Origin of the sequence: Streptomyces sp. G45 (genome assembly GCF_049542095.1) — a bacterium.
Taxonomy (GTDB): Bacteria; Actinomycetota; Actinomycetes; order Streptomycetales; family Streptomycetaceae; genus Streptomyces.
Genome location: NZ_JBMUZU010000001.1, coordinates 9,036,945 through 9,060,946, shown reverse-complemented (window position 1 = coordinate 9,060,946; position 24,002 = coordinate 9,036,945). Strand labels below are relative to the sequence as shown.

The following is a 24,002-nucleotide window of genomic DNA, read 5'->3' as shown; positions in this document are numbered from 1 at the left end:
TGGTCACCGAATGTGACCGGCTGGTGTCGCGGGCGGAACGAGGCGGCCGCGCCTCGCCGAGGCCCCGCCGAGGCATGGTCGGCACGGACCGCTTGACGTATGCCTATATGGGCATACGATGACTGCCATGGCACGGGCAGCGACGACGTCGGACGCGTTCAACGCGATAGCCGAGCCGCAGCGCCGGGACATCCTGGCGCTGCTGCGGGCGGGTGAGCGGCCGGTGAACGACCTGGCCCAGGAGCTGGGGATGAGCCAGCCGCAGGCGTCCAAGCACCTGCGGGTGCTCCGGGAGGTCGGGCTCGTACGGGTTCGCGGGGCGGGCAAGCAGCGCCTGTACGGCCTGGACGCCCGCGGGCTGCGGCCGGTCCACGAATGGGTCGGAGGGTTCGAGCAGTTCTGGAGCGAGAGCTTCGACCGGCTGGACGCCTATGTGCGGGACCTCAAGCAGACACGACAGGAGAAGTGACCCATGGCAGGCGCACGGCAGGAAGAGCGGACGGAGCCGGTGACGGCCGACCGGGAGATCGCCATCGACCGGGTCATCGACGCCCCGAGGGAGCTGGTGTTCGAGGCGTTCACCGAGGTCCGGCACCTTTCGCAGTGGTGGGGCCCCGAGGGGTTCACCACCACCACGCGGTCCTTCGAGTTCCGCGAGGGCGGCGAGTGGGACTTCGTCCTGCACGGCCCGGACGGGACGGACTACCCCGAGTGGATCCGCTGGCGGCGGATCGCCCCGCCGGAGCGGATCGAGCTGCTGCACGGCGAGTCCCGGGACGACCCCAACGCCTTCGAGTCGGTCCTGACCTTCGAGCCGGACGGCGAGGCGACCCGCATCGTGATGCGCACCGTGTTCCCCACCAGAGAGCTGCGGGACGAGGCGGTCGAGAAGTACCACGCGGTCGAGGGCGGCCAGCAGACCCTGGGCAGCCTGGCCGCCTACGTCACCGAGACCCTCCGCGAGGGGGCGCGGGACTGATGGCCGGGAAGGTGTTCTTCAGCGTGTCGATGTCGCTGGACGGCTTCATCGCACCCGATTCCCACGCCGTCGGCCTCCGGGCCATGGACAGCTTCTTCGAGCCGGGCAAGCAGGACGACCCGGACGTGCGGCGCTGGCTGGCGCAGTGGGGGGAACTGCAGCAGTGGCTGTTCCCGCTGCGGTTCTTCCAGGAGAACCTGAAGCTGGGCGAGGGCGGCGAGGAAGGCCTCGACAACGACATCGCGAAGGACACCTTCGAGCGCACCGGCGCGAGCGTCATGGGCAAGCGCATGTTCGACCTCGGCGAGCGGTCCTGGCCGCGGGAGGCGCCCTTCCACACCCCGGTGTTCGTCGTGACGCACACCGAGCGCGCCCCGTGGGAGCGGCCCGGAGGCACCACGTTCCACTTCGTCGACGACGGCATCGAGCACGCCGTCGACCTGGCCCGCGCCGCCGCCGGAGACCGCGACGTCCGCATCGCCGGGGGCGGCGCGACGATCCTCGCGTGCCTCAACGCCGGACTGGTCGACGAGTTCTCGATCGCCCTGGCACCGGTGCTCTTCGGCGCGGGCACCCGCCTGTTCGACGGCGTGGACGCGTCCAGGATCGCGCTGGAGCCGATCCGTTCGGAGCCATCGCCCCGGGTGACGCACCTGACCTACGCCGTCCACGCACGGTAGCGACCGGCTGGGGCATCGAAGGGCGCCCGACCGGAGCGTAGGCACGAAAAGGCCGATGGACGTCTTCAGCGAGCGCCCTCCCCGCCGAGGTCGCGCGACCGACCGGCCCCGCCGGCCGCTCACCCCCTTGATCTCAACCGTGGTTGAGGTAGCACCCTCGTCCGCATGAGCACTCAAGCCACGGCGTACGCCGCCGACATCGAAGCCATCAAGCAGGTCGTCGCCACCGTCGAGCACGCCCAGCAGCACAAGGACCCCGACGCGTTCCTCGCCCTCTTCCACCCCGAAGCGGTCTGGACGACCGCCCACGGCAAGGTCCTCATCGGCCTCGACGCGATAGCGGAGTTCACCCGCAAGGTGCTCCCCGCGGCCGACTGGGACGGCAGGGTCAGCTACGAGATGGTCCACGTCCTCTTCATCCGCCCCGATGTCGCGGCGGTCAAGGTCCGGCAGCGCTATCTGAGCCCGGGCGACGAGAGCGAGGGCGCCCCGCTGTACGTGATGGCCAAGCAGGACGACGGCCGGTGGCTGCTGACCGCCTGCCAGAACACGGGAGTCGTCGCCGACTGAGCCCCCTCCCGAAGGCGGGCGGCTGATCAGCTCGTGGGCACGGCAGCCCCTTGCCGGGGGCGCACCCCGAAGGCGAGGACCGCGGCGAGAGCGGTCATCGCCGCGGCCAGCGCGAACCCGGGAGCCGCCGTGCCGCCCGCCACCAGGACACCGGCCCCGGCCGCCGCGGCCGAAGAACCCGCCTGGCCAAGCGAGTTGAGCCAGGCGAAGGACTCGGTGGTCACCGAGCGGGGCGCCGCCCTGGCGACCTCGGTGAACTGCATGGTCATCGTGGGCCCGAGGAGCACACCGCCCGCGGCGAACACCGCGTACAGGGCGAGCTGGCCGGTGAGGAGCGCGGCCGCCGTCCAGCTCGCGGTCAACAGGACGAGCGCCGCCGCCAGTTGGACCGACACGGCGCCCGGCAGGCGCACCGCCCCGTACAGCAGCCCGCCGGTCGCGCTGCCGACGGAGAGGACGGCGAGCAGCCAGCCAGTGTCCGCGGCGGTGCCGTGCCCGTCGGCGAAGCGCAGGGCCGCGACCTCGACTGCGGCGAGGGAACCCGTCGCCAGGAACGCGACGGGCAGCCTGCGGCGCACCGCTGGCACGCGCAGTGCGCCCGCCCAGTGGAGCGGACCGGAGGGGCTCGGGGTGAGGGACCGCACGGCGGGGCGGGTGGCCAGTCCCAGGCAGCCCGTCACCGTGCACAGGGCCGACAGGCCCAGGCACGCCTCGGGCGGCAGTGTCCCGGCGAGGGCGGCCAGCAGGCCCGGGCCGAGGATGTAGACGAGGTCGAGGATCACGGTCTCCCAGGCGAAGGCCGCGCTCTTCGCCTCCTCGTCGTCCTCCAGGAGCCGGTCCCACAGGGTGCGCATGATGGGCGCGACGGGCGGCAGCAGCGCGCCCACGGCGAAGGTGGCCCCGAGGAGGACGGGGGCGGGCAGCCCGGCCACCGCGGTGACCAGCAGCGCCGCCATGGCGGCGCCCTGCGCGACGGCGGCGGTGACCAGGACCCGGGTGGCGCCCCGCCGGTCGACGAGCCTGCCGCGCAGCGGGCCGCTCACCCCGGCGCCGACGGCACAGGCCGCGGACGCGGCGCCAGCCAGGGCGTAGGAGCGGCCGGAAGCGGTGACGACCAGCATCACGGCGAGCACGTTCATGCCGCTCGGCAGCCGGGCCACCAGGCCGTACAGGACGAGGGCGGTCACGCCCGGGCGGGCGAACAGCCGCCGGTAGCGGGAGCCGGGGCTGTCCGGCGGGGTGCGCGTCGAGGTCACCGTGGTCACCGCGGTCCGTCCGAGGGCGACAGGGGGACGAAGCGCTGGAACTTGCCCCGCTCGGAGAGGGGGAAGCCGTCCACAAGACGGAGCGTGACCTTCGGCTCGGTCAGGCCCGGGCGGCTCAGCAGGTCGGTGAAGGTGCGGCGCAGCGCGTCCGTGTCCAGGGGGGCGGTCGCCTGGACGTCGACGTCGACGCCCAGCGGGGTCTGGCGGACCTGGTAGTCGGCGATGTGCTGCTCGTGGTCGAGAACGGCCATGCGGAAGGTGTAGAGCGGCACGTCGACACCGCCGGGGTAGCTGAAGGAGTCGTGGCCGAGTCGGCCGCGCCCGGCGTCCACCGGGGCCATCCGGCGGCCGGTCCAGGGGCCTGGCCCCGGCTCGTCGAGGAGGGTGATCTCGTCGTCCATCTCGTAACGGATCAGCGGGAGGAGGTGGTTGATGACGTTGGTCAGCAGCACCCGGCTGGAGCGGGTGCCGGGCGGGACCGGGCGGTGGGCGGCGTCGACGGGCTCCAGTACGGCGTTCTCCTCGACCAGGTACAGGCCGGGCACGCCCGGATAGGTGTGGGCGAGGGTGCCGCTCTCACTGGAGGCGTAGTAGTCGATCAGCGGGGCGCCGAAGGAGGCCTCGATCGCGGCGGCCACCGCCGGGCGCAGCGGCTCACCGGCCACACCGAGGGCATCCGGGGTGATCTTCAGCGTGCCGTCGTCGGCCGCCCTGGCCAGACGGTGCAGGAGGGACGGGTAGGCGAGCAGGAACGTGGGGCGGAACGCGTTGAGTTCGTCGACGATGTCCGCCACGGGCAGGGACACGGGCAGTTCGATGTAGGTCTCGGGCGGTTCGAAGGTGGCGCGTCCCGCGCGGCTCATCCGGGTGGGCAGACTGGTCATCAGGTAGGCCCAGCGGTTCTCCGTGGCCCAGCCCCGGTTGCGGGCCAGCCAGGCGAAGCTGCGGATGTCGGCGAGGCGGACGTCGAGCCAGCCGGGGAAGTCCCAGGCGAAGACGGCGCGGGAGCCACTGGTGCCGCTGGTCTCGACCAGGTGGTAGTGGTCCAGGAGGTAGGCAGGGCCCGACTCCTCGATGTGGCGCAGGTGCCGCAGGGCGAGGTCCAGGGTGAGGCGGCGGTCGGTGACGATGTCGTCCCAGTGCGCCATGAGGTCGGCCTTGGTCATGACCGGGATCTCGGTGAGGTCGTCCCCGGTGATCTGCTCGGGGTCGATGTGGCGCAGCCGCTCGGCGTGCCAGGGCGAGCGTTCCTTGGCGGTGCGCAGCAGGGCCCGCAGGCGCTCGTCACGCAGGCCGCGGCGTGCGGTCTCGGGCCAGGTGAGCTGGTCGACCGCCGCGTCGAGACGGCGGGTGAAGGCGCGTACGTGGCGCTGCCGGTCGATCTCGTAGTCCCCGGTCAGCCCGTGGGCGGCGGTCGGTGCGGGGAGGGGCTCAGACATCGGGGTCCTTTTCCGGGAGGGCGGGGGTGGCCGCGGCCGCCGGGGGCGCGGCGGGGGTGAACTCGTGGGCGAGGCCGGTCCACAGGTCGCACATCAGCCGCAGTGACCCCTGGTCGATGCGCTCGTCGACGCCGTGGAACATCGTGAAGTAGTCGTCCGAGGCGATGCGGTCGGTGAACAGCCCGTACCCGTAGCAGACGGAACCGGCGGGCCGGACGTGGCGGGCGTCGGTGGCGGCGGAGCTGATGGCGGGCACGATCCGGCCGTTGGGGGCGAGGCGGGAGGTGACGCGTTCGAGGGCGTCCCACAGGGGCGTGTGGCGGGCGGAGGCGCTGCCGGGCCGCCAGGGGCCGAAGACCGGGCGAACGCCGTGGACGCCGTCGAGGCAGGCGTGGAGCAGCGCTTCGACCTCCTCTCGGGTCTGCCCGGGCATGACGCGGATGTCCAGGGAGATGTCCACGCGGTCGGGGACCACGTTGGGTTTGGTGCCGCCCTGGATGGTGTTGGGCGAGACGGTCATGCGGGTGACGGCGTGGAAGTGCCGGGCCAGGCCGAGCGGGATGGCCGCCAGGGCCTCGTCGATGGCGGCCGGGTCGAGGAGGGCGCGGCGCAGGTCTCCGCTGTGGCCGAGGCCGTCGACGTACTCCCGCCAGGTGTCGTCCAGTTGTGGGGCGGGGGTGAGGCCGGACAGCCGTCGCAGTACCTCGGCGGCCTTCACGACCGCGTTGTCGGTGCGGTACGGGAAGGCGCCGTGGCCGCTGGTGCCCTGGACGACGAGGGTGCAGGGGTAGGCGCCCTTCTCGCCGACGAAGCACTCCAGGGCGGCGGTGCCGTCCGGGGTGGGGATGGGGAAGCCGCCGGACTCGGTGATGACCGAGCGGTCGCGGAACAGCTCGGGGCGGTGCTCGGCGAGCCAGCCCGCGCCCCAGTGCCCGCCCGCCTCCTCGTCGGCCACGGCGAGCAGGGTCAGGTCGCGCTCGGGGCGGTGGCCGGACTGGGCCAGGTGTTTGAGGGCCACCGCCATGGTCGCGGTGATGCCCAGCATGTCGACCGCGCCCCGGCCCCACACGATGCCGTCGACCAGGTCGGCGGCGAAGGGGTCCCTGGTCCATCCGGCGGGGTCGGCCGGGACGACGTCGAGGTGGCCGAGGAGGCTGAGGCCGCCGTACGGGCCCGCCGTGCCGGGCAGGGTCGCGATGAGGGAGCCGCGTCCGGGCCGGGGTTCGACGATCTCCAGGTCGAGGCCGCTGCCTTCGAGGTAGTCCGCGAGCAGGGCCGCGCTCCTCGTCTCCTGCCCGGAGTCGGGGGTGCCGTCGTTGACGCAGCCGTGCCGGATGAGGCGGCGCAGCAGCGAGGTCGCCTCGTCCAGCATGCGGCCGGAGTCCGGGGTGCCGGTAGCCCAGGTGGCGGGGGTGGAGGCCGGGCCGGTCACCACGGGGCACCGGCGGGCACGAGGTCGTCGCTCTCCAGGGCGGTCAGGGCGGTGGGTACGGCCGCCGGGAGCAGCGCCCGGGCGACGCGGAGGGCGTCGACGGTTTCGGCCACGTCGTGGACGCGCACGACACGCGCGCCGAGCTGGGCCGCCGCGCAGACCGCGGCGAGCGATCCCGCCAGGCGCTGCGCGGGGGTGTGTCTGCCGGTCAGCGCGCCCAGCATGCTCTTGCGGCTCACGCCGATCAGGACCGGGAAGCCGTACGCGGCGAGCCGGGGTATCGCCCGGAACAGGGCGACGTTGTGCGCGAGGGTCTTGCCGAAGCCGAACCCGGGGTCCAGCCACACGGTGGGCGCGCCAGCGCGCCGGGCCTGTTCGGCGGTGCGCAGCAGGAACGCGGTGACCTCCCCCACCACGTCCCGGTAGTGGGGCGCGCGCTGCATCGTGCCGGGGGTGCCCCGCATGTGCATGGCCACGTATCCGGCGCCGAGTTCGCCCGCGACGGGGCCGAGGGTGCCGGACACGTCGTTGACGATGGTCGCGCCCGTGGCGACGGCGGCGCGGGCCACCTCCGCCTTGCGGGTGTCGACGGAGACCCGGCCGTGGCGGGCGAGTTCCGTCACGACGTCGACGACCCGCCCGCGCTCGGTGTCGGCGGGGACCGGGGCGGCGCCGGGCCGGGTGGACTCGCCTCCGACGTCGACGATGTCGGCGCCCGCCGCGAACAGGGCCAGGCCCGCCTCGACGGCCTGCGCGGTGCCGTCGAGACGGCCACCGTCGTGGAACGAGTCCGGAGTGACGTTGAGTACACCCATGATCTGCATGTGGGGGTCGATCCTCCCTGGTCGTACGGCGTTCAGTGCGGGAGCGGGGTCGCCGTCACGGTGTCGAGCGCGCCGCTCACCCCGTTGTGGCGGGCGAACCCGTGGTGGGCGGCGGTGTCGGTCGCGCCCGTGGGCAGGGCCCGGTCCAGGGCGCGGACCGCGTCCTGGGCGACGGTGAGGGCGCGCCGCAGCAGGTCGTCGTCGAGGTAGCGGTGTGCCGCGGCGGTGGCGGTCCCGTCGATCCACAGCGGTTCGCGCCGCCCCGTGATGGTCAGCCAGGTCAGCAGGGGCTCTCCTTCCTGGAGGTCGGCCGGGGCGCCCGCCCGGCGGGCCAGGACGGCGCGGGCGTGGCCGCCGACCACCAGGACCCGCAGGTCGAAGCGGTGTGGTGGGCCGCCGGAGGTGTCGTCGGAGGTGCGTCGGAGGTCCATCCACGGCTGTGCGATCCGGTCGGGTCCGGTCTCGGGCGGCTGTGCCCGCGAGCGCAGCGCGGCGATCCGGTGGCGTTCGACGCCGTTGCCCGCCGCGCCGACGCGGGGCTTGGTCACGACGTATCCGCTGGGCGTTCCGGTGCGCACGAGGTCGGCGAGGTCCAGGCACGGGACGACGGGCACGGCGGCCGCGGTCAGCAGCCGGGCGGTGGTGGCCTTGTCGCCGCACAGGTTCCGGGCGCCGGGCGCGTTGAGGACCTCGGTGCCGGGTCCGGCCGGGGCGCCGGGCAGCCGGTCGAAGACGAGCGTGCGGGCGGTGCCGCGCCGGGCGAGGTAGGTCTCGGCGGCGGGCCGGTCGGCGAGGTGGGCGTCCACGCCCCGCTCGTGCAGCAGGAGGAGCAGCGCCGACAGGTCCCCGAGGGCGGCTTCGGAGCGTTCGAAGTCGCCGACGAGCCGGGATTCGGGCGCCACCGTGACCGCCGCCCGGGACGGTCCTGGCGGCGACAGGCGGAAGCACTCGGGCAGGGTGATCAGGCAGGGGTCGCTTCCCGCGCGGGCGGCGAGGGCGTCGGCGAGGGCCGCCAGGACGGGCGGGTCGCCACGGGGACCGGCGGGTTCGCGCAGGACGCCGGGGTGATCGTTGACTTCCAGGACCAGGACGTCGTCGTCGGTGGTGACGACGACGTCGACTCCGGCGAGCAGCAGCCGGGGGGCGGGGAGCTGCTCCGGGGAGCCCGGCGGCGTGCTGCCGCCGGGCTCCCCGGGCAGGGTGCGCTCGGTCATCCGCGGTGGGGGCCCGCTGCTAGCTCGCGGCCTGGGCGGCGAGGGCGGCCGAGGCGGCGCGGCGCGGCTGCGCCGGGCGCTCCGTCACCGGGTTGTCCGCGAGGATGTCGGACCACAGGGTGCGCAGGTCCGTCAGGCGCGGGGCGAGCAGGGACAGCGAGGTGCCCTGCACGATGTCGACGATGGCGATCGTCTCCCCCTGTGACAGGTCGATCCCGCTGGCCTGCAGGGCCCGGAAGGGGTCCCGGGCCAGGTCGCCCAGGAAGCCCTGCGGGTCCTTGCGGGCGATCTCCAGCACTGCCTCGATCTTCTTGAGCGAGAAAATCACGGTGGCCATGGCTGTTCCTTGTTCCTTCCTGATGGACGAGAACTGATGGACGAGAACTGTTGGACGAGAACTGTTGGACGACAGACGACTAGAACTGGCTGACCGTCAGGCGCTTCATCACCTCCGTGGCGTAGCGGACGCCCGGCTCGGTGAGCCGGAGCTGGGATCCCTCGGCGCGGATCAGCCCCAGCTCCGTCAGGTCACGCAGGACGGAGTCGACGCTGTCCAGGCCGATACCGGCCCGGTGGGCCAGTTCCTCGGGCTGGACGTGGAGCATGCACAGGCCCATGGCCAGGTCGCGCTCCAGCGTCTGCCGCGGGGTCATCTCCACCGCGCGGCCGACGGGGCGGCGCCCGTTGTCGGCGTCGCGGTGGTAGGCGGCGTGCACCGTGTGGTTCTCCCACAGTTGGCGGCCGTTGCGGCTGTAGGCGCCGGGGCCGAGCCCGAGGTAGTCGGAGCCGTCCCAGGTGGTGATCACATAGCGGCATTCGAAGCCGGGCTCGGCGAACTCGGTGAGGGAGTACCGGGGCAGCCCGGCCCGGCCGAACGTCTCCACGGCGTACGCGCGCATCTCGGTGATGACGTCGGGATGGGGCTGCGGGGGCACCTCACCGGCCCGGATCATGCGGGACAGCACCTCGTCCGGGAACAGGATCATCTGGTACGCGGACAGGTGCTTCACGCCGAGGTCGAGGCACCGCTGCACCGTCTCCCGCCACATGTCCATGGTCTGGCCGGGCAGCCCGTACATGATGTCGACGTGCAGGTTCTCGATCCCGGCCGCGTGCACGGCCTCGGCCATGGCGACGGCCTCGGCGGCGTTGTGGGAGCGGTTGAGCGACTTCAGGAGCGGGTCCTGGAACGCCTGGACGCCGATGGACACCCGGTTCACCCCGGCGTCGCGGACGATCCGCAGGTCCTCCGCCGTCTTGGTGCCGGGCTCCGACTCCAGGGTGACTTCGGTGTCCTCGCGCAGTCCGAACCCGCCGCGCAGCCGGTCGAGGAAGTGGGCGATGGCGTCGTTGGGCAGCAGGGAGGCGGTGCCGCCGCCGAGGTACACCGAGTGCAGCGCGGCCGCGGACAGGTCGTCGGTGGCCTCGACGGTGTCCAGTTCCCGCCACAGCCGGGGGATGAAGCCGTCGAGGGAGTCGCGGCGCAGCCGTTTGCGCTCGAAGGTGCAGAACGTGCAGATCTTCTTGCAGAACGGCACGTGCAGGTAGACCGAGTAGCGGCCCCAGCTCTGCGGCGGAGGCTGGACGCCGCGGTCCCAGAGCGCCTTGGGCGGGTGGTGGAAGACATAGCCTCCGTCCTCGCGCAGCGCGTCGGCTTCCGGTTCCCGGCGCCTTTCGATGGTCAGCGTTTCCATGCCAGCAACCTCTCCACGGGGGTTCCGATGGGGCAGTCGTCGATGCACATGCGGCACTCGATGTAGGTCTTGTCGGTGAGGGCCTCCGCCCGGCTTCGGGGGTCCCAGGGGGCGGCGACCACCTTCTGGCAGCGGGAGCGGTGGAAGACGTCCTCGGCCAGGGCGTCGACGGGGCAGGACCGGAAGCAGTTGCCGCAGCGCACGCAGACGTCGGTGAGCAGCAGGGGGCTCTCGGTCAGCGGGGCGTCCACCAGCAGGGCGTGGATCTGGAGCCAGGAGCCGTACTCGGGGTGCAGCAGCAGGTTGTTCCAGCCGCGGTTGCCGATGCCCGCGTACTCGGCGACCTCGACCATCGACACGCCCTGCGCGGTGAGTTCGGGCAGGTCCTCACTCGCCACGTCGGTGCGTGCCAGTTCCCTGCGGATGGCGTCGGCGGCGCGCAGCAGCACATAGTTGGCCAGCAGGGAGCGGTACTCGCCGTGGTGGTGCCAGACCCACAGCCCTTCGTCGGTGATGGGCACGGCGTAGCAGAACACGCTCCACCCGACGTAAGGGCGGAGGATTTCCGTGGTCTCCTCCGGCACCAGGGCCAGGTGCTCCTCGGTGAACACGAAGGAGCCGTGTACGGCGTCGGGGATGGCGCGCACCAGTGCGGAGGTGATCCGGTCGATCAGGTCGGGGGCGGCGGGGGCGGTGTCGGCCGGATCGGTGTCGGCGGGGGAACGTGCGGCATGGCGGCCTCTCGGGTCGAGGACGGCGATGGCGGAACGTGTCAGCCGGGGCGGCTGGGCAGGCGGGCCGCGCGGGGGCGGCCGGGTCAGACGGCCACGGCCTCCTCACCGGTCCGCGCCCAGGACTCCGCCACGGACAGGGCGCGCAGCAGCGGTGCGGCCTTCAGGGCGACTTCGGCGGCCTCCGCTTCCGGGTCGGACCGCCAGAGCACCGCTCCGCCCGCTCCCGTCGACAGCAGGCCGTCCTGGGCCACGAGGGTGCGGATGGCGACACCGAGGTCGGCGGCGCCGTCCACGCCGAGCCAGCCGATGGCGCCCGCGTACACGCCGCGCGCCCCGGGTTCGAGGGCGTCGATGAGCTGCATCGTGCGGAGCTTGGGCGCGCCGGTCATGGAGCCCGGCGGGAAGGCCGCGCGGACGGCGTCCAGGGCGCCGAGTCCGGCGCGCAGCTGGCCCTCGATCGTCGACACCAGGTGGTGGACCGTGTGGTACGTCTCCACGGCCATGAGGGAGGGCACCCGCACGCTGCCCGGTACGCACACCCGGCCGAGGTCGTTGCGGAGCAGGTCGACGATCATGAGGTTCTCCGCACGGTCCTTGGCGCTGGTGCGCAGCGTTTCGGCGCGCGCCCGGTCCTCGGCCTCGTCGGCGGCCCGCGCGGTGGTCCCCTTGATGGGCTTGGCCTGCACCCGGCCGTCACGGCCCACGCGCAGGAACCGCTCCGGGGACGAGCTGAGCACGGCCAGGTCCCCGAACCGCAAGTAGGCCGCGTACGGGGCGGGGTTGAGTCGGCGCAGTACGCGGTAGAGCGTCAGCGGGTCGACGTCGGTGTGGGTTTCGGCGCGGTTGGTCAGGCAGATCTCGTAGCTCTCGCCGTCCCTCAGCCACCGTTTGCAGCGGGCGATGTCGGCGAGGTACGCGTCGTGGTCCCGGGCCCAGCGCACGGTGCGGGGCGGTCCGACGGCGGGGGTGGGGGGCACCGGCTCGGGCGGCGCCGCGCGGGCGACGCGCTGTTCGACGTCGGTGAGCCACTGGGCGGCGGCGCTCTCCTCGCCGGGCTCCGCGAGGGCCACGGCGTGGACCTCGCCGCGTTCGTGGTCGAAGGCCAGCAGGCGGTCGGCGAAGATCAGGGCCGCGTCCGGTGTGGTGGCGCGGTGGGCGGGCTCGGGGGTGCCGACGCAGTCGGCGCGCAGTTCGTAGCCGAGGTAGCCGACGTATCCGCCGAGCAGGTCGAAGGGAAGGCCGGGGGCTTCCGTCCTTGAACGGGGTGTCCCTAGGGGTGTCCCTAATCGGGCTGTCTCGCGGCGCAGGTGGTCGAACAGGTCCGTGTGCCGCTCGGCGCTGGCCCGGCCCGGGCCGAGCGTGCGCAGCGTCCTGGTGGTGACGTCGTAGCGAAGGACGTGGGACAGCGGGCCCTCTTGGCCGCCGAGGTAGGAGAACCGGGCCACTCCCGGCTCCGCCCGGCTGCTGTCGAGCCAGAAGCTGTGGGGCTGGTCGGCGTAGAGGGCGGTGAAGACGGTCTCGGGGTCCGTCCACTCGGGCAGGCGACGGGTGAGGACCCGCAGCCCGGAGGCGGCGCCCTCTGCGCCGGGGGTGCGCGCGGCGTGTCGCGGGCGGGCCGTTCCGGTGGGCCTGCCGTGTCGGCGTTTCGGGGTGAGGTGAAGGAAGTTCCGCAGCAGCCTGTGGCCGTATTCCGACGCTATGGATTCCGGATGGAATTGCACTCCCCATTGAGGCCGATCGGCGTGCGCCACTCCCATGACAGTTCCGTCGGCGCCCCATGCTGTGACCCGCAGATTCTCGGGAAAAGGTTCGGCGACCATCAAGGAGTGGTAGCGAACCGCGTGAAAGCCCTGCGGGATACCGGCGAACAGCCCGGACGCGTCATGGAACACCGGGACCGTTTCACCATGCGCGGGCCGCTCCGCCCTGACCACCCGCGCACCGGCTTCCAGCGCTATGCTCTGGTGGCCCAGACACACTCCGAGAACGGGCACGTCGGCTGATTCCACGATGGCGCGACAGAGTCCCACGTCCTTCGGCTCGGAGGGCCGACCGGGCCCCGGGCCGAGAACTATGTTGTCGACGCCGAGCGCCGCCGCCCCTTTCCAATCGCCCTCGTCATTGGCGAGAACCAACGGTTCCTCGTCGTTCACCTCGGTCAACAGCTGGAACAGATTGAACGTGTACGAGTCGTGATTATCCACCAGCAGGGTTCTCATACCCTGGTATCCCTCTTTTCCGTTCCGGCTGCAAAAACGATCCTGCCATCGCAGGCCGGGAATCGGTAGAAGAATCCGGGTGATTTCACGGTGGGCAATGCTGCCGAAACACTGCCCTCACAATGTCCGCCGCTCTCCGCCGTTCGGCAGCGGCGACATCGTGTGGTGACAGGGTACGGCGTCGATGAATTTCGGCCAGCCGCCCTCAACGCGATCCCTGCGGCCCGCGACTGCCGTCCGTCGGCAGTTCTTTTCAGCTCCCTATGGGAGGGACGGACGGGCGCCGACCGGGACTCGCTCCCCGGCCACTGGCAAATCGCCGAGCAGCCCATCTGTCAAGCCACATACAGGGCACATGGCCCGTCCCCCGACAGCCGCCCAGTGGATTCCCCGTCCCGCCGCGCCACCGCGCCCCCGTCCCTAGGCTGGCGCCGAAGGCGAAGCCGACTCAGGGGGGACATGGCTCATGAAAGCAGCGCGCAGAGGAACGTCCTTACTGAAGTCAGGAGTCAAGCGGCTCCTGCGACGCACGGGATTCGACGTCGTGCGCAGCATCAACAACCGCGGCGGCGTAGACGACTTCCTGCCCTTCGAGCCGACGATGCGGGCCGCGCGGGCGGCCGGACTGTCGATCGGCGACTACCTCGACGGGGCCATCAACGGTACGCCCGGCGCCACCCAGTCCACCATCGATGAACTACGCGCTCTCGGCGTCTTCGCCGCCGACCCGAACACGGTCCTTGAGATCGGTCCCGGCTCCGGCCGGTATCTGGAGAGGACGCTCAAGGAGTGCGCGCCGAGCCGCTACGAGATCTACGAGACCGCGACGCCCTGGGCGAACTACCTGGTGGACACGTTCGGCGTGGTCGCCCGGCCGACCACCGGCAGCAGCCTGGCGCCGACGCCCGACGGCAGTGTCGACCTCGTCCAGGCCCACAAGGTGTTCAGCTCCGTGACCTTCCTGTGCGCCTGCCGGTACTTCTTGGAGATGGCACGCGTCGCGCGCCCTGGTGGCCGGATCGTGTTCGACGTCATGACGGAGACCTGTCTCGACCCGGACGCGGTGCGCACCTGGGCCGCGCGGGGCGAGTCGGGCCACGGCTCCTACCCGGCCGCCATGCCGCGCCGTGCCTGCGTGGACCTCTTCGCCGCCCTCGGCTGCACCCTGGAAGGCAGCTTCGTGGCACCCATGGGCGTCGCCTCCACGGAGGTCCTCGTCTTCGCGAAGAGCGCCTGACCCCGGCCGCCCCGCCGACCCTCCGGGCTTCCGCGTGTGTGTCGACGGGGCCGTTCGGCGTCAGGGGAGCGTCACGCCCGGAGGGGTCCACCGGCGCCTGGGCGGTACCGAGTTGGGCACGTCGTAGTCCTTCTTGAGGTGTTCGGGGATGGCGTAGTGCATGACGCGTCCGCGGGTGAGGGAGGAGAGTTCGAAGACGGTGGTGAGGTGGCCGAGGCGGTCCAGGGCCCAGGCGCCCAGGGGTGAGCGGTCCTCGATTGTTTCGAGGACGCCGAGCAGGTGCGGGAGCGCCTTGACGAGGGTGTCCCAGCGGGTCTGGGGTACCTGGAGCCAGTTCGCGCAGGTGTCGCCGACCAGGTAGCGGATGAGGGCGGAGACGATGGGGTCCAGGAAGGTGCCGGGCACCACGTCCTCGTAGAGGTCGATGAGTTGCCGGGTCAGGTGGGCGCCCTCGTCGGAGGGGCCCATGTGGCGGACCATGTACAGGTCGTGGAACTGGCGGGCCTCGTCGACGGTCTTCGGTACGGCGTCCTGGTCGACGCCGAGCATCGCGCCCACGACCCGCCACGCGTAGTAGTAGGCCTCCGCGCCCTCCGTGGACATGTGGACGCCGAGGCGGTGGAGGCTGTCCAGGACGAGCAGCGAGAAGAACATCTGGCCGCCGATCATGTCCTCTTGGCAGATCGGCGTTCCCAGTGCCTCGGTGTCCCACCGGTTCTCGCGCGTGAGGTGGTGGCGGATCGAGGCGTGCAGCAGGCGGACCTTCTGGGCGGCGGGGATGAACCGGCTGCCCGCTTCGAAGGCGCCGGGCTGCATCAGGTACACGGTGAACTGCCCGGTCTCCGCCATCCTTTTGGAGGGGTACCGCAACGCGTGGGTGGCCGAGAGGAGCCTCGCCACATGCGGCACGACATAGCAGGCGGGCATGGAGGCGAAGGACAGCGCGGTGGAGATGTGCACGTTGTTGTCGAGGAAGAACAGCCGGGCCTTCTCCATCTCCGCCCAGTCCACCCAGGGCGGCGGAGCGCTCGTGGCCTCCAGGTACGCGCGGGCCACGTCGGGCAGCCCCTCGGGGAGCGGTGCGCCCGCGGTGGAGACGTATCGCATCAGCGTGTTGAACTTGCCGACCTCGCCGCGGTCGAAGAGCGCGGCGACGGTGGCGTCGGCGAGTTCGTCTCCCGCCGTGCGCAGGGCGTCCATCGATGCCTCGGTACGGGTACCGGTCACTGCTGGGTCCTCGTCTCGTCTGGTCGTCTGGCGGGGGCGGGGGCGCGCGTGGTGTGACGCGCGCGGCAGGGGGTCGGGGGCGTGCGGGCGGGCCCGTCAGGACGGGCGGGCCGTCGCCGAATGGGCCAGGGCCGTCAGCGCCGCCGTGGCGTGCGCGGGCAGGGGGAGTTCGTGCAGCGCGTCCAGGGCTTCCGCCACCCGGGCGGTGATCATGCCCTCGACGCGGTCGGGTGCCTTGAGCCGGACCATCACGTCCCGTACGGCCGCCAGGCCCTCCTCGTCCAGGTCCCGTCGGCCGAGGAGGCCGCGCAGCCGCTGCCGCTCCCCTTCACCGGCGATGCGCCACGTCTCGGCCAGCAGCGCCGTGGGCCGGTGCCCGCGGACGTCGTCGCTGGTGGCCTTGCCGGTGGCGTCCGTGCTGCCGAACAGGCCCAGCAGGTCGTCCCGCAACTGGAACGCCTCGCCCAGCGGCAGGCCGTAGGCGCTGTAGCCCGCGCGCAGGCGCCCGCTGGCACCGCCCAGGGCGCCGCCGATCAGCAGCGGCTGCTCGACGGTGTACTTGGCGGTCTTGTACCGGATGACCTTCAGCGACGCCGTGGTGTCGGGCTCCGCGCCGGTGTGCAGGATCTCCAGGCACTCCCCCGCGATCAGCTCCCGGGCGAGTACGGACCACAGGGGGCGGGCCCGGGCCAGATACGCGGCGGGCAGCCCGCTGGTGGTGAACAGCTGCCCCGCGAGGCCCATCAGCAGGTCTCCCACCAGCATCGCCAGCGACCTGGCGGCCGTCAGGGACCGCGGGCGGCGTCGTACGGCGCCGCGCAGCGCCACGTGTGCGGTGGGTCGACCGTGGCGCAGCGGGCTGTCGTCGATGAGGTCGTCGTGCACGACCGCGGCGGCGTGGACCAGCTCCATCGAGGCCGCCGCCCGCAGGAGCGCCTCGCTGTCCGGCTGGCCCACCGCGCGCCAGCCCCAGTAGCAGAACGCCGCCCGCAGGCGCTTGCCGTCCGCCACCGCCGTTTCCAACTGCCGGGCCACCGGTTCCAGGGCGGGGTCGATGGCCGCGAACTGCTCGGCCTCCTCGGCGACGTAACGGCGTAAGACATCGTCGACACGCGCCTTGAACGCGGCCGACTCCCACGTCTCGGACCTCTCAGGCGCCATCGGCACCCCGCCGGGCCTGGGCGTGCCGGGCGAGGACCTCAAGGCGAGCGGGCGGCATCGCGTACCGGTCGCGCACGAGGCGCCCGCGTGCCAGCAGGTCGTGCTCGGCCTCCGCCACCAGCTCGGGCCCGTCCGAGCGGTACAGCAGGCCCCGCACCGCTCCCAGGGCGGAGCCCACGGTGCTCACCGCCAGGTCGGCGAGGCCCGCCACCAGCAGCACCGCTTGCTCGTCCAGGCCCTCGCGCCGTTCCGTTCCGCGTGTCATGACGTCTCCCCCTGCCAGCTCGCCCACGCCGCGCCGAACGACGGCGCCGCCCTGCCAGCGTCACGTCGCCCGGGGCACGGGGAGAGGGGAACTCACGATTGAGTGATCGGACCGCCCATGTGTACAGGTGTCCCGCCCCGCGCCTTGCCGGCAACGGAACCTGTTCGGGGGTTCTTTTTGAACCTGTCCGGAACACTTTCACCGCGGCTGCGCGTCGGCAGGGCTCAGTGCCTGGTCGGCGGATCGTCAGGGGCGTTCATCGCCGCTTGTGGAGGCGGGCGGTGAGCGGCGGCATGGGCTGGCTGGCGTAGGCGACGCTGTGAGGCAGTTCCGTGGCGTCGGCGGCGGCCGCTTCGGCGGCTTTGGCCTGGGCGTAGTAGTCGGGGTCGGGGTTGCGGCTGCGGTGGCCGGTCTGGTCGGTGAGCTTGTGCCGGGTCTCGGGTGCGCGCTCGGCGGGCCAGACCTGGATGAGGTGTTCCTCGGGCGGGCTGCCGGGGTGGTCGGCGGTGTCGCGGCCGCGGGCGTGTAAGCGGAAGCGCCACCAGCGGTAGTCGTCCTCGTCGCCGGGTAGGGGGGCGTCGAGGAGGTCGTCGCCGACTGGCTCGCCGATCATGGGGCCCTGTCCGGAGAAGTACATGCTGATGTCGACGACCTCGTCCCAGCCGTCGGTGTCCAGGGCCGGTTCGGCGGGGTGGACGTCGAAGGTGACCGGGATGTCGCCGTGCGGGGTGCCTGTCATCACACTGGCGTAGGTGCCCTCCGCGTTGACGGAGACGAGACCGTTTCCGTTCACGTAGTCGTCGATGCTCCCGTCCGGCGCCTCGGCATCGGTGTCCAGCAGGACGTACTGGTGGTACAGCACGGATACGTTCATGATCTCGGCCATGGCTTCCCCCTCATCTGCGGTTGGCCGCCCCGCCCGTCCGGACGGGGCGCGCGGTGGCCGTGTGCCCGCCGTGTCCGGCGCGGTCACCACCGGCATTACACCGTGCGCGGTATCGTCGCGGAGGCGTAACGCGGCGGATGGGGCATGCCGCGGCCGCTCGTCCCACCAGAGCGCGGGCGCCTGCGGCACGCTGGTCCTCGGTGGTGGTGCCTGGCCCGCGGGGCCGCCGTGGTCGTGCCGGGGCTCGATCCGGGTTCTTCGGAGTCCGGCGGTGCGCGGATGTCGAGAACCTGCCGTCGGCTCCGTCCCAGAGACGTCAGTGGCCGCCACCGGCCGTACCAGGAGCTAGGAGGACCAGCATGGCGATTCAGCGGATGGACAACGTCGGCATCGTCGTCGGGGACCTGGATGCCGCTATCGCGTTCTTCGTGGAACTCGGGATGGAGCTGGAGGGCAGGACGGAGGTCCAGGGGCCGTTCGCCGACCGGTGCACCGGGCTTGACGGCGTCCACTGCGACATCGCGATGCTCCGCACCCCGGACGGGCACAGCCGCATCGAGCTGGCGCAGTACCGCACCCCCACGGCGGCCAGCGCCGGGCCGCGCGACCGGCCGCACAACGTCCTGGGCACGCACCGCGTCATGTTCGCCGTCGACGACATCGAGGACACCGTCGCCCGGCTGCGGCCCCACGGCGCCGCGCTCGTCGGGGAGATCGCCCGGTACGAGGACAGCTTTCTGCTCTGCTACCTCCGTGGCCCGGACGGCATCATCGTGGGGCTGGCCGAGCAGCTGGGCTGAGCGTAGGTCGGCGGGGCGGGCGGCACGGCCGGAGGCGCCTGGCCCGGCCGTGTCCGGTCGGGCCAGGCGCCTCCGGCCTGGTATCGGGGGTCCTTACGAGCAGTAGAAGCGGAGCGAGGAGATCCTGTCGTTGACGTACGCCTTGGAGGTCCCGAAGCTGTAGTCAGCCTTCAGGCCCCACTGCCAGGACGGCGCGAAGTCCAGGTCGGAGGGGTAGAACTCGCCCTTGGGGTCGTCCCAGAACTCGATCTGGCACTGCGAGTTGTTCAGCCAGGACGACACCTGGTTGTCGGCGATCTCGCCGTTCAGGAACTTGGTCGAGGTGAGTCTCACGATCTTCGCGTTGCCGCCCGCCGCAGGGGGCGTGACGATCGCCTTCGAGCCCGTTCCCCCGCCGTTCTGGTAGAGGCAGAGCGCCCACTCGGGGCAGCCGCTGTAGGGCGGGTTGTCCGCGGCGGCCGGTCCGGCCGACAGGAGCATGGCGGCTGAGGCGATCGCGCCCGCGGCAGCGGCGGCCGTCAACTTGAACGACTTCAGTGGCATGGGTTCCTTCTTCCTGAGGTGTGGGTGTGTCGGTTCCACCGCCACCAGGCGGTGTGTCCGCGGCATCGTCGGTGCGGGTGTGTGCCGTGGAGGTGTGCGGAGGTCAGCGCAGCGCGTCGACTTCGAGGATCGCGTCGACGAACGCGGCGGGCTGTTCCTGCGGGAGGTTGTGGCCCGCGCCCGGCACGACGTGGTGCGACCAGGGGCCGGAGAAGTGCGCGGCGTACCCGCTGCCGTCGGTGGGCGGGCTCACGCCGTCGGCCTGCCCGTCCAGGGTGACCGTCGGGACGGTGATGCGCGGCTGGCCGAGCAGCCTTCGCTCCAGCCCGGCGTACCGGCGGTCTCCGGGTGCGGCGGCCATGCGGTGCCGGTAGTTGTGGATCACCACGTCGACGTAGTCGGGGTTGGCCCACAGCCGCGCCGCCTCGGAGAACTCGGCCTCGGTGAAGCGCCATTGGGGCGAGTTGCGCCGCCACACCACGCGGGCCAGGCCCTCCCGGTCGCGCTGGAGCCCCTTCCGCCCGCGCTCGGTGAGGAAGTAGAAGAAGTACCAGGAGCCCTCCTCCCGTGCGGGAGCCAGTGGTTCCTGGGCGGCGGCGATGTTCTGGATGAGGTAGCCGTTGACGGAGACGAGGCCGGTGCAGCGCTCGGGCCACAGCGCCGCGGCGACGTCCCCGGCCCTCCCGCCCCAGTCGTATCCGGCGAACACGGCCGGGGGGATCCGCAGGGCGTCCATGAAGGCGACCACGTCCGCGCCGAGCGCCGCCTGTTGTCCGGAGCGGAAGGTGCTGTCGCTGAGGAAGCGCGTCTGCCCGTGGCCGCGCAGGTAGGGGAGGTAGCAGCGGTAGCCGCGCTGGGCGAGCGCGGGCGCCACCTCGGCGTAGGAGCCGACGGGGCTGAACGGCCAGCCGTGCAGCAGGATCACCGGCCTGCCCCGGGCCGGTCCGACGTCGTGGTAGGCGATGTCCAGGATGTCGGTACGGGCCCGGCGCACCGGTCCCAGGCCGTGCGCCGCCCGCCCGGTCGGGGCCGCCGCGGGCGCGCCGGTCCCCGCGCTGTCGCCCGAGGCCGCCCACGCCTTGCCGTTCCCGGCAAGACCGGCGGCGCCCGCCGCTGCCGCCGTCATGGCCTGGGCCATCCCTCGCCTGCTGATCATGTCGCATCCTCGCGTTCGATCCGGGGGTACACGAGGTCCCTGCACCCTCACGTGCGTCACCACTCTAACCCGTAACGCATGTGTCGTCAGCCTCTCCCTGGCAACTCGTCGGCATGAGTCACGTATTGCCGCCTTCACCACACACGTGTGTCCAGATTTCACCTCTCCCCTACTTGGTTGAGCGTGCAAGGATTCCTCACCGGCCCGGTCACTCACGCGACGACGGGCTCGTCCCACACACGGAAGGTGTCGGCATGTTCACCCCCAGAGCGATACTCCACAGCACCGCCGTTGCCGCCTGCGCGGCGGTGGCCCTCACCGGCTTCGGTGCCGGGACCGCGAGCGCCACGGACTGGCCGCCGCTGCGGGAAGGCGCGTACCTCTACTCGGGCACCCACGGGACGGGGAAGGCGTCGGCCGTGGACCTCGATGACCTCAGCACGTGTCACACCCTGTCGGCACCGGCCCGCTCCGTGCAGATCGCCTCCGGCTCCGCGTCCCTCGTGCTGTACTCCGGCGCCGACTGCACCGGCATCCACCCCTGGGCCACCGGGTCGCTCCTGGAGTCCGACCTGCCCCGGGCGGCGCTGAGCTACCGCGTGGTCCCGGCGTAGCTCAGGGCTCGGGCACGCGGGCCACCGCCGCGGTCCGGCGAGGCGATCGCCCCTCCCCCGACCGGACCCGGTGGCGGCCCGCGGCCCCGCCTGCCGCCCACCCGCCGGACGACCGGTCATACGGTGATGGTCTTGTACTCGGTGTAGGTGCCGAGGCCCACCGCGCCGAACTCGCGTCCGATGCCGCTGGCCTTGAAGCCGCCGAAGGGGCCGTCGAAGCTGATGGAGGCGCCGTTGACCGTGACGGTGCCGGTGCGGATGCGGCGGGCGACCGCCAGGGCGTGCTCCTCGTCTCGGGACCAGACGCCGCCCGACAGGCCGTACGCGGAGTCGTTGGCGATGCGGACCGCGTCGTCCTCGTCGTCGTAGGCGATGACGACCAGGACCGGGCCGAAAATCTCCTCCTGGGCGACGCGCATGGCGTTGTCGACGTCGGCGAGGACAGTGGGGGTAACGTCGTTCCCCTGCTCCAGGCCCGCGGGCACCTGCGGGCCGCCGGTGACCAGGCGGGCGCCCTCCTCGACGCCGAGCCGGATGTGGTCGCGGACGCGCTGCTGCTGGTCGGGGCGGATCATGGGGCCGATGAACGTGTCGGGGTGGTCCGGGTCGCCGACCCCCAGCGACTCGACCATCTCCTTGAGCGCGGCCACCACCTCCGCGTACCGGCTGCGCGGAGCCAGGATCCTGCGCTGGGCCACGCACGACTGGCCGTTGTTGAGCAGGGAGGCGAACTTGACGCCCGCGACGGCCCGCTGGAGGTCGGCGTCCGGCAGGATGATCGCGGCGGACTTGCCGCCCAGCTCCAGGCTGACCCGCTTGAGGTGCTCGCCAGCGATCGAGGCGATGCGGCGCCCGGCCCGGGTCGAGCCGGTGAAGGCGATCTTGTCGACCTCCGCGTGTGACACCAGGTACTCGCTCGTCTCCCGGTCCGCGGGCAGGACGCTGATCACACCCTCGGGCAGGCCCGTCCGTTCGAGGAGTTCGGCCAGCAGGCCCATGCTCAGCGAGTTCGCCGGGGACACCTTGAGGACCACGGAGTTGCCCGCCGCCAGCGCGGGGAACAGCTTCGTCGTGGCGGAGGAGAACGGCGAGTTCCACGGGATGACGGCCGCGACGACGCCCACCGGCTCGCGGCGCACCACGCTGCGCGCCGGGGCGGCGGCATCGGACGGCGCGAGCGTCTCTTCCCAGCCGAACTCCTCGGCCGCCTTCAGATAGGCGTTCGCCTGCCGGGTCAGCCCCTGCTGTGCGGCGCGGGTGAACCATCCCGCCGAGCCCCTCTCCCGCGAGACCAGGCGTGCGATCTCCTCCGCCCTCTCCTCGCGCAGGACGTTCAACCGCCGTAGCAGGGCGATCCGTTCGGCCGGTGGCGTCAGACGCCAGACGCCCGCCTCGAAGGACTCCCGCGCCGCGGACACCGCCCGGTTGACGTCCGCCGGGTGCGCCTGGGCGGCGCGGCCGATCACCGACCTGTCGTGCGGCGACACGATGTCCAGCAGCTCCGCGTCGCTCGGCTCCACCCAGGAGCCCGCGATGAAGAGCCGATCGTATGTGATCACGTGTTTCCCCTGTCCTTCCGTCTTCCCACCCGGCCACGTGCCGGGCTTCCCCACCCGGCCACGTGCCGGGCGGCCAACCGCCCATGTGACCAAGGCCCTCAACCGGCCGTGACGCCTGGCCATCCGGCCTTCCGGGCCCTGCCATCGGATCCGGCCGCCACACATCATTTCGTACGTCACCGGTTTGACTGGTGACGCCATATATGCGAGTGTCACCGCGTCAACACCACCGCACACGTATGACCACCGAGCACACATGACCGCTGAGCACACATCACGGAGGGCTTCAGATGATCAACAGGCGTACCTTCAGCAAGGCCGTCGGCCTGGGCACCGGTGCGGCGGCCGTCTCCCTGTCCGGCCCGCAGACCCCGGCGTCAGCCGCGACCACCCCGCCCCGACCGAGCGGCGGCCACGGCCCCGCCGTACCCGCCGTCTCGCCCGGCGCCCACACCGGGTTCCCCCAGCTCAAGCACGTCAAGGCCGGTGCGCTGAACGTCGGTTACGCCGAGGCGGGGCCCGCCCACGGCCCGGTGGTGCTGTGCCTGCACGGCTGGCCCTACGACATCCACAGCTTCGTCGACGTCGCTCCCCTGCTCGCCGCTCAGGGCTACCGCGTCATCGTCCCCTACCTGCGCGGGCACGGCAGCACCCGCTTCCTGTCGAGCCGCACGCCCCGCACCGCCGAGCAGTCCGCCGTCGCCCTCGACGTCATCGCCCTGATGGACGCCCTCAAGATCCACCGGGCGGTCCTCGCGGGCTTCGACTGGGGCTCGCGCACCGCCGACATCATCGCCGCGCTGTGGCCCGACCGCGTCAAGGCCCTGGTCTCCACTGGCGGTTACCTCATCACCGACGTCAAGGCGCAGCGGGAGCCCGCCGCCGCGGCCGTGGAGCACACCTGGTGGTACCAGTGGTACTTCGCCACCGAGCGCGGCAGGAAGACCATGGAGGACGTGGAGGACCGCATCGCCCTGTGCCGCTACGTGTGGACCCTCGTCTCCCCCAACTGGCGCTTCGACGACGCCACGTTCGCACGCACCGCGCGGGCCTTCCGCAACCCCGACTACGCCGCCATCGTGCTGTACAACTACCGCTGGCGCATCGGCCTCATCGAAGGCGCCCCCCGCTACGACCGCTACGAGAAGCGGCTCGCCGCCCGGCCCCCCATTCACGTACCGACGATCACCCTCGACCCCGCGCTCGACCCGTTCACCCCGCCCGGAGACGGCTCGGCCTACCGCGATCACTTCACCGGGCCCTACGAACACCGCACCATCGCGGACATCGGACACAACCTGCCGCAGGAGGCACCCACGGCCTTCGCCCAGGCGGTCGTGGACGCCGACCGCCTCTGAGCGCCGGAGACGCACCCGCACGGTGCGGTAGTGCGCCCACTCCATGCGGTGGCGCCCCCGTAGTACCGGTGGTGCGCCCACGTACCGCGCTCAACCAGCCCCTCCACAGGTAAAGTTCACAGGTAAAGTTCACACCAATGTGGCGC

The 24,002-nt window shown here is 72.2% G+C and carries 24 protein-coding genes; 8 read left to right on the top strand and 16 right to left on the bottom strand.

The genetic code is table 11. The features are described 5' to 3' along the window. The first annotated feature begins 127 nt into the window (after window positions 1-127). From ACOBQU_RS38500 to ACOBQU_RS38485, 4 genes are all read left to right on the top strand, one after another. Window positions 128-469 (top strand): ArsR/SmtB family transcription factor, encoded by a 342-nt coding sequence (locus tag ACOBQU_RS38500; protein WP_423634048.1) that lies wholly within the window; start codon window positions 128-130, stop codon window positions 467-469. 3 nt (window positions 470-472) lie between these two features. Beyond that, window positions 473-979 (top strand): SRPBCC family protein, encoded by a 507-nt coding sequence (locus ACOBQU_RS38495; protein ID WP_423634046.1) that lies wholly within the window; start codon window positions 473-475, stop codon window positions 977-979. Then, entirely contained in the window at window positions 979-1,659 is a 681-nt protein-coding gene (locus ACOBQU_RS38490; RefSeq protein ID WP_423634044.1) for a dihydrofolate reductase family protein, read from the top strand. The genes ACOBQU_RS38495 and ACOBQU_RS38490 overlap by 1 nt, the downstream gene beginning before the upstream one ends. A 165-nt stretch (window positions 1,660-1,824) precedes the next feature. After that, on the top strand, window positions 1,825-2,229 hold the full coding sequence (locus ACOBQU_RS38485) for an SgcJ/EcaC family oxidoreductase (protein ID WP_423634042.1): 405 nt from the start codon (window positions 1,825-1,827) through the stop codon (window positions 2,227-2,229). Window positions 2,230-2,255: 26 nt separating this feature from the next. Here ACOBQU_RS38485 and ACOBQU_RS38480 read toward each other — a convergent pair whose 3' ends face one another. From ACOBQU_RS38480 to pabB, 9 genes are all read right to left on the bottom strand, one after another. Continuing rightward, the gene (locus tag ACOBQU_RS38480; RefSeq protein WP_423634040.1) at window positions 2,256-3,494 is read right to left on the bottom strand and encodes an MFS transporter; all 1,239 of its coding nucleotides are present in this window, start codon (window positions 3,492-3,494) and stop codon (window positions 2,256-2,258) included. Next, entirely contained in the window at window positions 3,491-4,933 is a 1,443-nt protein-coding gene (locus ACOBQU_RS38475) for a phenylacetate--CoA ligase family protein (protein ID WP_423634038.1), read from the bottom strand. The genes ACOBQU_RS38480 and ACOBQU_RS38475 overlap by 4 nt, the downstream gene beginning before the upstream one ends. Continuing rightward, window positions 4,926-6,365, bottom strand: coding sequence for a M20/M25/M40 family metallo-hydrolase (locus tag ACOBQU_RS38470; protein ID WP_423634036.1), 1,440 nt, complete (start codon window positions 6,363-6,365; stop codon window positions 4,926-4,928). The genes ACOBQU_RS38475 and ACOBQU_RS38470 overlap by 8 nt, the downstream gene beginning before the upstream one ends. Further along, on the bottom strand, window positions 6,362-7,189 hold the full coding sequence (folP, locus tag ACOBQU_RS38465; RefSeq protein WP_423634034.1) for a dihydropteroate synthase: 828 nt from the start codon (window positions 7,187-7,189) through the stop codon (window positions 6,362-6,364). Before folP ends, ACOBQU_RS38470 begins: the two co-directional genes overlap by 4 nt. Before the next feature lie 32 nt (window positions 7,190-7,221). Continuing rightward, the gene (locus ACOBQU_RS38460) at window positions 7,222-8,403 is read right to left on the bottom strand and encodes a hypothetical protein (RefSeq protein WP_423634032.1); all 1,182 of its coding nucleotides are present in this window, start codon (window positions 8,401-8,403) and stop codon (window positions 7,222-7,224) included. A gap of 19 nt (window positions 8,404-8,422) precedes the next feature. After that, window positions 8,423-8,740 carry a hypothetical protein gene (locus ACOBQU_RS38455; RefSeq protein WP_423634030.1) on the bottom strand — a complete coding sequence of 106 codons (318 nt, stop codon included), beginning with the start codon at window positions 8,738-8,740 and terminating at the stop codon, window positions 8,423-8,425. Window positions 8,741-8,819: 79 nt separating this feature from the next. After that, window positions 8,820-10,097 (bottom strand): radical SAM family heme chaperone HemW, encoded by a 1,278-nt coding sequence (hemW, locus tag ACOBQU_RS38450; protein WP_423634028.1) that lies wholly within the window; start codon window positions 10,095-10,097, stop codon window positions 8,820-8,822. Continuing rightward, on the bottom strand, window positions 10,085-10,744 hold the full coding sequence (locus ACOBQU_RS38445; RefSeq protein WP_423634026.1) for a 4Fe-4S binding protein: 660 nt from the start codon (window positions 10,742-10,744) through the stop codon (window positions 10,085-10,087). The genes hemW and ACOBQU_RS38445 overlap by 13 nt, the downstream gene beginning before the upstream one ends. A gap of 170 nt (window positions 10,745-10,914) precedes the next feature. Beyond that, window positions 10,915-13,050, bottom strand: a complete 2,136-nt coding sequence (pabB, locus tag ACOBQU_RS38440; protein ID WP_423634024.1) for an aminodeoxychorismate synthase component I — start codon at window positions 13,048-13,050, stop codon at window positions 10,915-10,917. A gap of 466 nt (window positions 13,051-13,516) precedes the next feature. Between pabB and ACOBQU_RS38435 the strand changes: the two genes are divergently transcribed. Further along, window positions 13,517-14,287, top strand: coding sequence for a methyltransferase domain-containing protein (locus tag ACOBQU_RS38435; protein ID WP_423634023.1), 771 nt, complete (start codon window positions 13,517-13,519; stop codon window positions 14,285-14,287). Window positions 14,288-14,347: 60 nt separating this feature from the next. On the opposite strand, the gene ACOBQU_RS38430 is transcribed toward ACOBQU_RS38435, so the two are convergent. From ACOBQU_RS38430 to ACOBQU_RS38415, 4 genes are all read right to left on the bottom strand, one after another. Beyond that, complete coding sequence (locus ACOBQU_RS38430; protein ID WP_423634995.1) at window positions 14,348-15,487, bottom strand: oxygenase MpaB family protein; 1,140 nt, start codon at window positions 15,485-15,487, stop codon at window positions 14,348-14,350. 123 nt (window positions 15,488-15,610) lie between these two features. Then, on the bottom strand, window positions 15,611-16,675 hold the full coding sequence (locus ACOBQU_RS38425; RefSeq protein WP_423634021.1) for a polyprenyl synthetase family protein: 1,065 nt from the start codon (window positions 16,673-16,675) through the stop codon (window positions 15,611-15,613). Beyond that, window positions 16,665-16,940 carry a polyprenyl synthetase gene (locus ACOBQU_RS38420; RefSeq protein ID WP_423634020.1) on the bottom strand — a complete coding sequence of 92 codons (276 nt, stop codon included), beginning with the start codon at window positions 16,938-16,940 and terminating at the stop codon, window positions 16,665-16,667. The genes ACOBQU_RS38425 and ACOBQU_RS38420 overlap by 11 nt, the downstream gene beginning before the upstream one ends. Before the next feature lie 256 nt (window positions 16,941-17,196). Beyond that, window positions 17,197-17,826: a hypothetical protein gene (locus ACOBQU_RS38415; RefSeq protein WP_423634018.1), complete on the bottom strand. Its 630-nt coding sequence runs from the start codon at window positions 17,824-17,826 to the stop codon at window positions 17,197-17,199. Window positions 17,827-18,185: 359 nt separating this feature from the next. Between ACOBQU_RS38415 and ACOBQU_RS38410 the strand changes: the two genes are divergently transcribed. Next, entirely contained in the window at window positions 18,186-18,626 is a 441-nt protein-coding gene (locus ACOBQU_RS38410) for a VOC family protein (protein ID WP_423634016.1), read from the top strand. A 93-nt stretch (window positions 18,627-18,719) separates the two neighbouring features. Here ACOBQU_RS38410 and ACOBQU_RS38405 read toward each other — a convergent pair whose 3' ends face one another. Further along, complete coding sequence (locus tag ACOBQU_RS38405) at window positions 18,720-19,169, bottom strand: peptidase inhibitor family I36 protein (RefSeq protein WP_423634014.1); 450 nt, start codon at window positions 19,167-19,169, stop codon at window positions 18,720-18,722. Between the two features lie 103 nt (window positions 19,170-19,272). Further along, window positions 19,273-20,325, bottom strand: coding sequence for an alpha/beta fold hydrolase (locus ACOBQU_RS38400; RefSeq protein WP_423634012.1), 1,053 nt, complete (start codon window positions 20,323-20,325; stop codon window positions 19,273-19,275). Window positions 20,326-20,579: 254 nt separating this feature from the next. Here ACOBQU_RS38400 and ACOBQU_RS38395 point away from each other — a divergent pair, with 254 nt between their 5' ends. Further along, a complete protein-coding gene (locus tag ACOBQU_RS38395; protein WP_423634010.1) occupies window positions 20,580-20,939 on the top strand; it encodes a hypothetical protein in 360 nt (119 codons plus the stop codon). 116 nt (window positions 20,940-21,055) lie between these two features. On the opposite strand, the gene ACOBQU_RS38390 is transcribed toward ACOBQU_RS38395, so the two are convergent. Beyond that, the gene (locus ACOBQU_RS38390; RefSeq protein ID WP_423634008.1) at window positions 21,056-22,498 is read right to left on the bottom strand and encodes an aldehyde dehydrogenase; all 1,443 of its coding nucleotides are present in this window, start codon (window positions 22,496-22,498) and stop codon (window positions 21,056-21,058) included. A gap of 290 nt (window positions 22,499-22,788) precedes the next feature. On the opposite strand from ACOBQU_RS38390, the gene ACOBQU_RS38385 reads away from it, so the two are divergent. Further along, the gene (locus tag ACOBQU_RS38385) at window positions 22,789-23,856 is read left to right on the top strand and encodes an alpha/beta fold hydrolase (protein ID WP_423634007.1); all 1,068 of its coding nucleotides are present in this window, start codon (window positions 22,789-22,791) and stop codon (window positions 23,854-23,856) included. Window positions 23,857-24,002: the final 146 nt, after the last annotated feature.

Coding starts and splice junctions, on each gene's coding strand:
- ACOBQU_RS38500 (WP_423634048.1), top strand. CDS start 128: ATGGCACGGGCAGCGACGACGTCGGACGCGTTCAACGCGATAGCCGAG.
- ACOBQU_RS38495 (WP_423634046.1), top strand. CDS start 473: ATGGCAGGCGCACGGCAGGAAGAGCGGACGGAGCCGGTGACGGCCGAC.
- ACOBQU_RS38490 (WP_423634044.1), top strand. CDS start 979: ATGGCCGGGAAGGTGTTCTTCAGCGTGTCGATGTCGCTGGACGGCTTC.
- ACOBQU_RS38485 (WP_423634042.1), top strand. CDS start 1,825: ATGAGCACTCAAGCCACGGCGTACGCCGCCGACATCGAAGCCATCAAG.
- ACOBQU_RS38475 (WP_423634038.1), bottom strand. CDS start 4,933: ATGTCTGAGCCCCTCCCCGCACCGACCGCCGCCCACGGGCTGACCGGG.
- folP (WP_423634034.1), bottom strand. CDS start 7,189: ATGCAGATCATGGGTGTACTCAACGTCACTCCGGACTCGTTCCACGAC.
- ACOBQU_RS38460 (WP_423634032.1), bottom strand. CDS start 8,403: ATGACCGAGCGCACCCTGCCCGGGGAGCCCGGCGGCAGCACGCCGCCG.
- ACOBQU_RS38455 (WP_423634030.1), bottom strand. CDS start 8,740: ATGGCCACCGTGATTTTCTCGCTCAAGAAGATCGAGGCAGTGCTGGAG.
- hemW (WP_423634028.1), bottom strand. CDS start 10,097: ATGGAAACGCTGACCATCGAAAGGCGCCGGGAACCGGAAGCCGACGCG.
- pabB (WP_423634024.1), bottom strand. CDS start 13,050: ATGAGAACCCTGCTGGTGGATAATCACGACTCGTACACGTTCAATCTG.
- ACOBQU_RS38435 (WP_423634023.1), top strand. CDS start 13,517: ATGAAAGCAGCGCGCAGAGGAACGTCCTTACTGAAGTCAGGAGTCAAG.
- ACOBQU_RS38430 (WP_423634995.1), bottom strand. CDS start 15,487: ATGGACGCCCTGCGCACGGCGGGAGACGAACTCGCCGACGCCACCGTC.
- ACOBQU_RS38425 (WP_423634021.1), bottom strand. CDS start 16,675: ATGGCGCCTGAGAGGTCCGAGACGTGGGAGTCGGCCGCGTTCAAGGCG.
- ACOBQU_RS38420 (WP_423634020.1), bottom strand. CDS start 16,940: ATGACACGCGGAACGGAACGGCGCGAGGGCCTGGACGAGCAAGCGGTG.
- ACOBQU_RS38415 (WP_423634018.1), bottom strand. CDS start 17,826: ATGGCCGAGATCATGAACGTATCCGTGCTGTACCACCAGTACGTCCTG.
- ACOBQU_RS38410 (WP_423634016.1), top strand. CDS start 18,186: ATGGCGATTCAGCGGATGGACAACGTCGGCATCGTCGTCGGGGACCTG.
- ACOBQU_RS38405 (WP_423634014.1), bottom strand. CDS start 19,169: ATGCCACTGAAGTCGTTCAAGTTGACGGCCGCCGCTGCCGCGGGCGCG.
- ACOBQU_RS38400 (WP_423634012.1), bottom strand. CDS start 20,325: ATGATCAGCAGGCGAGGGATGGCCCAGGCCATGACGGCGGCAGCGGCG.
- ACOBQU_RS38395 (WP_423634010.1), top strand. CDS start 20,580: ATGTTCACCCCCAGAGCGATACTCCACAGCACCGCCGTTGCCGCCTGC.
- ACOBQU_RS38385 (WP_423634007.1), top strand. CDS start 22,789: ATGATCAACAGGCGTACCTTCAGCAAGGCCGTCGGCCTGGGCACCGGT.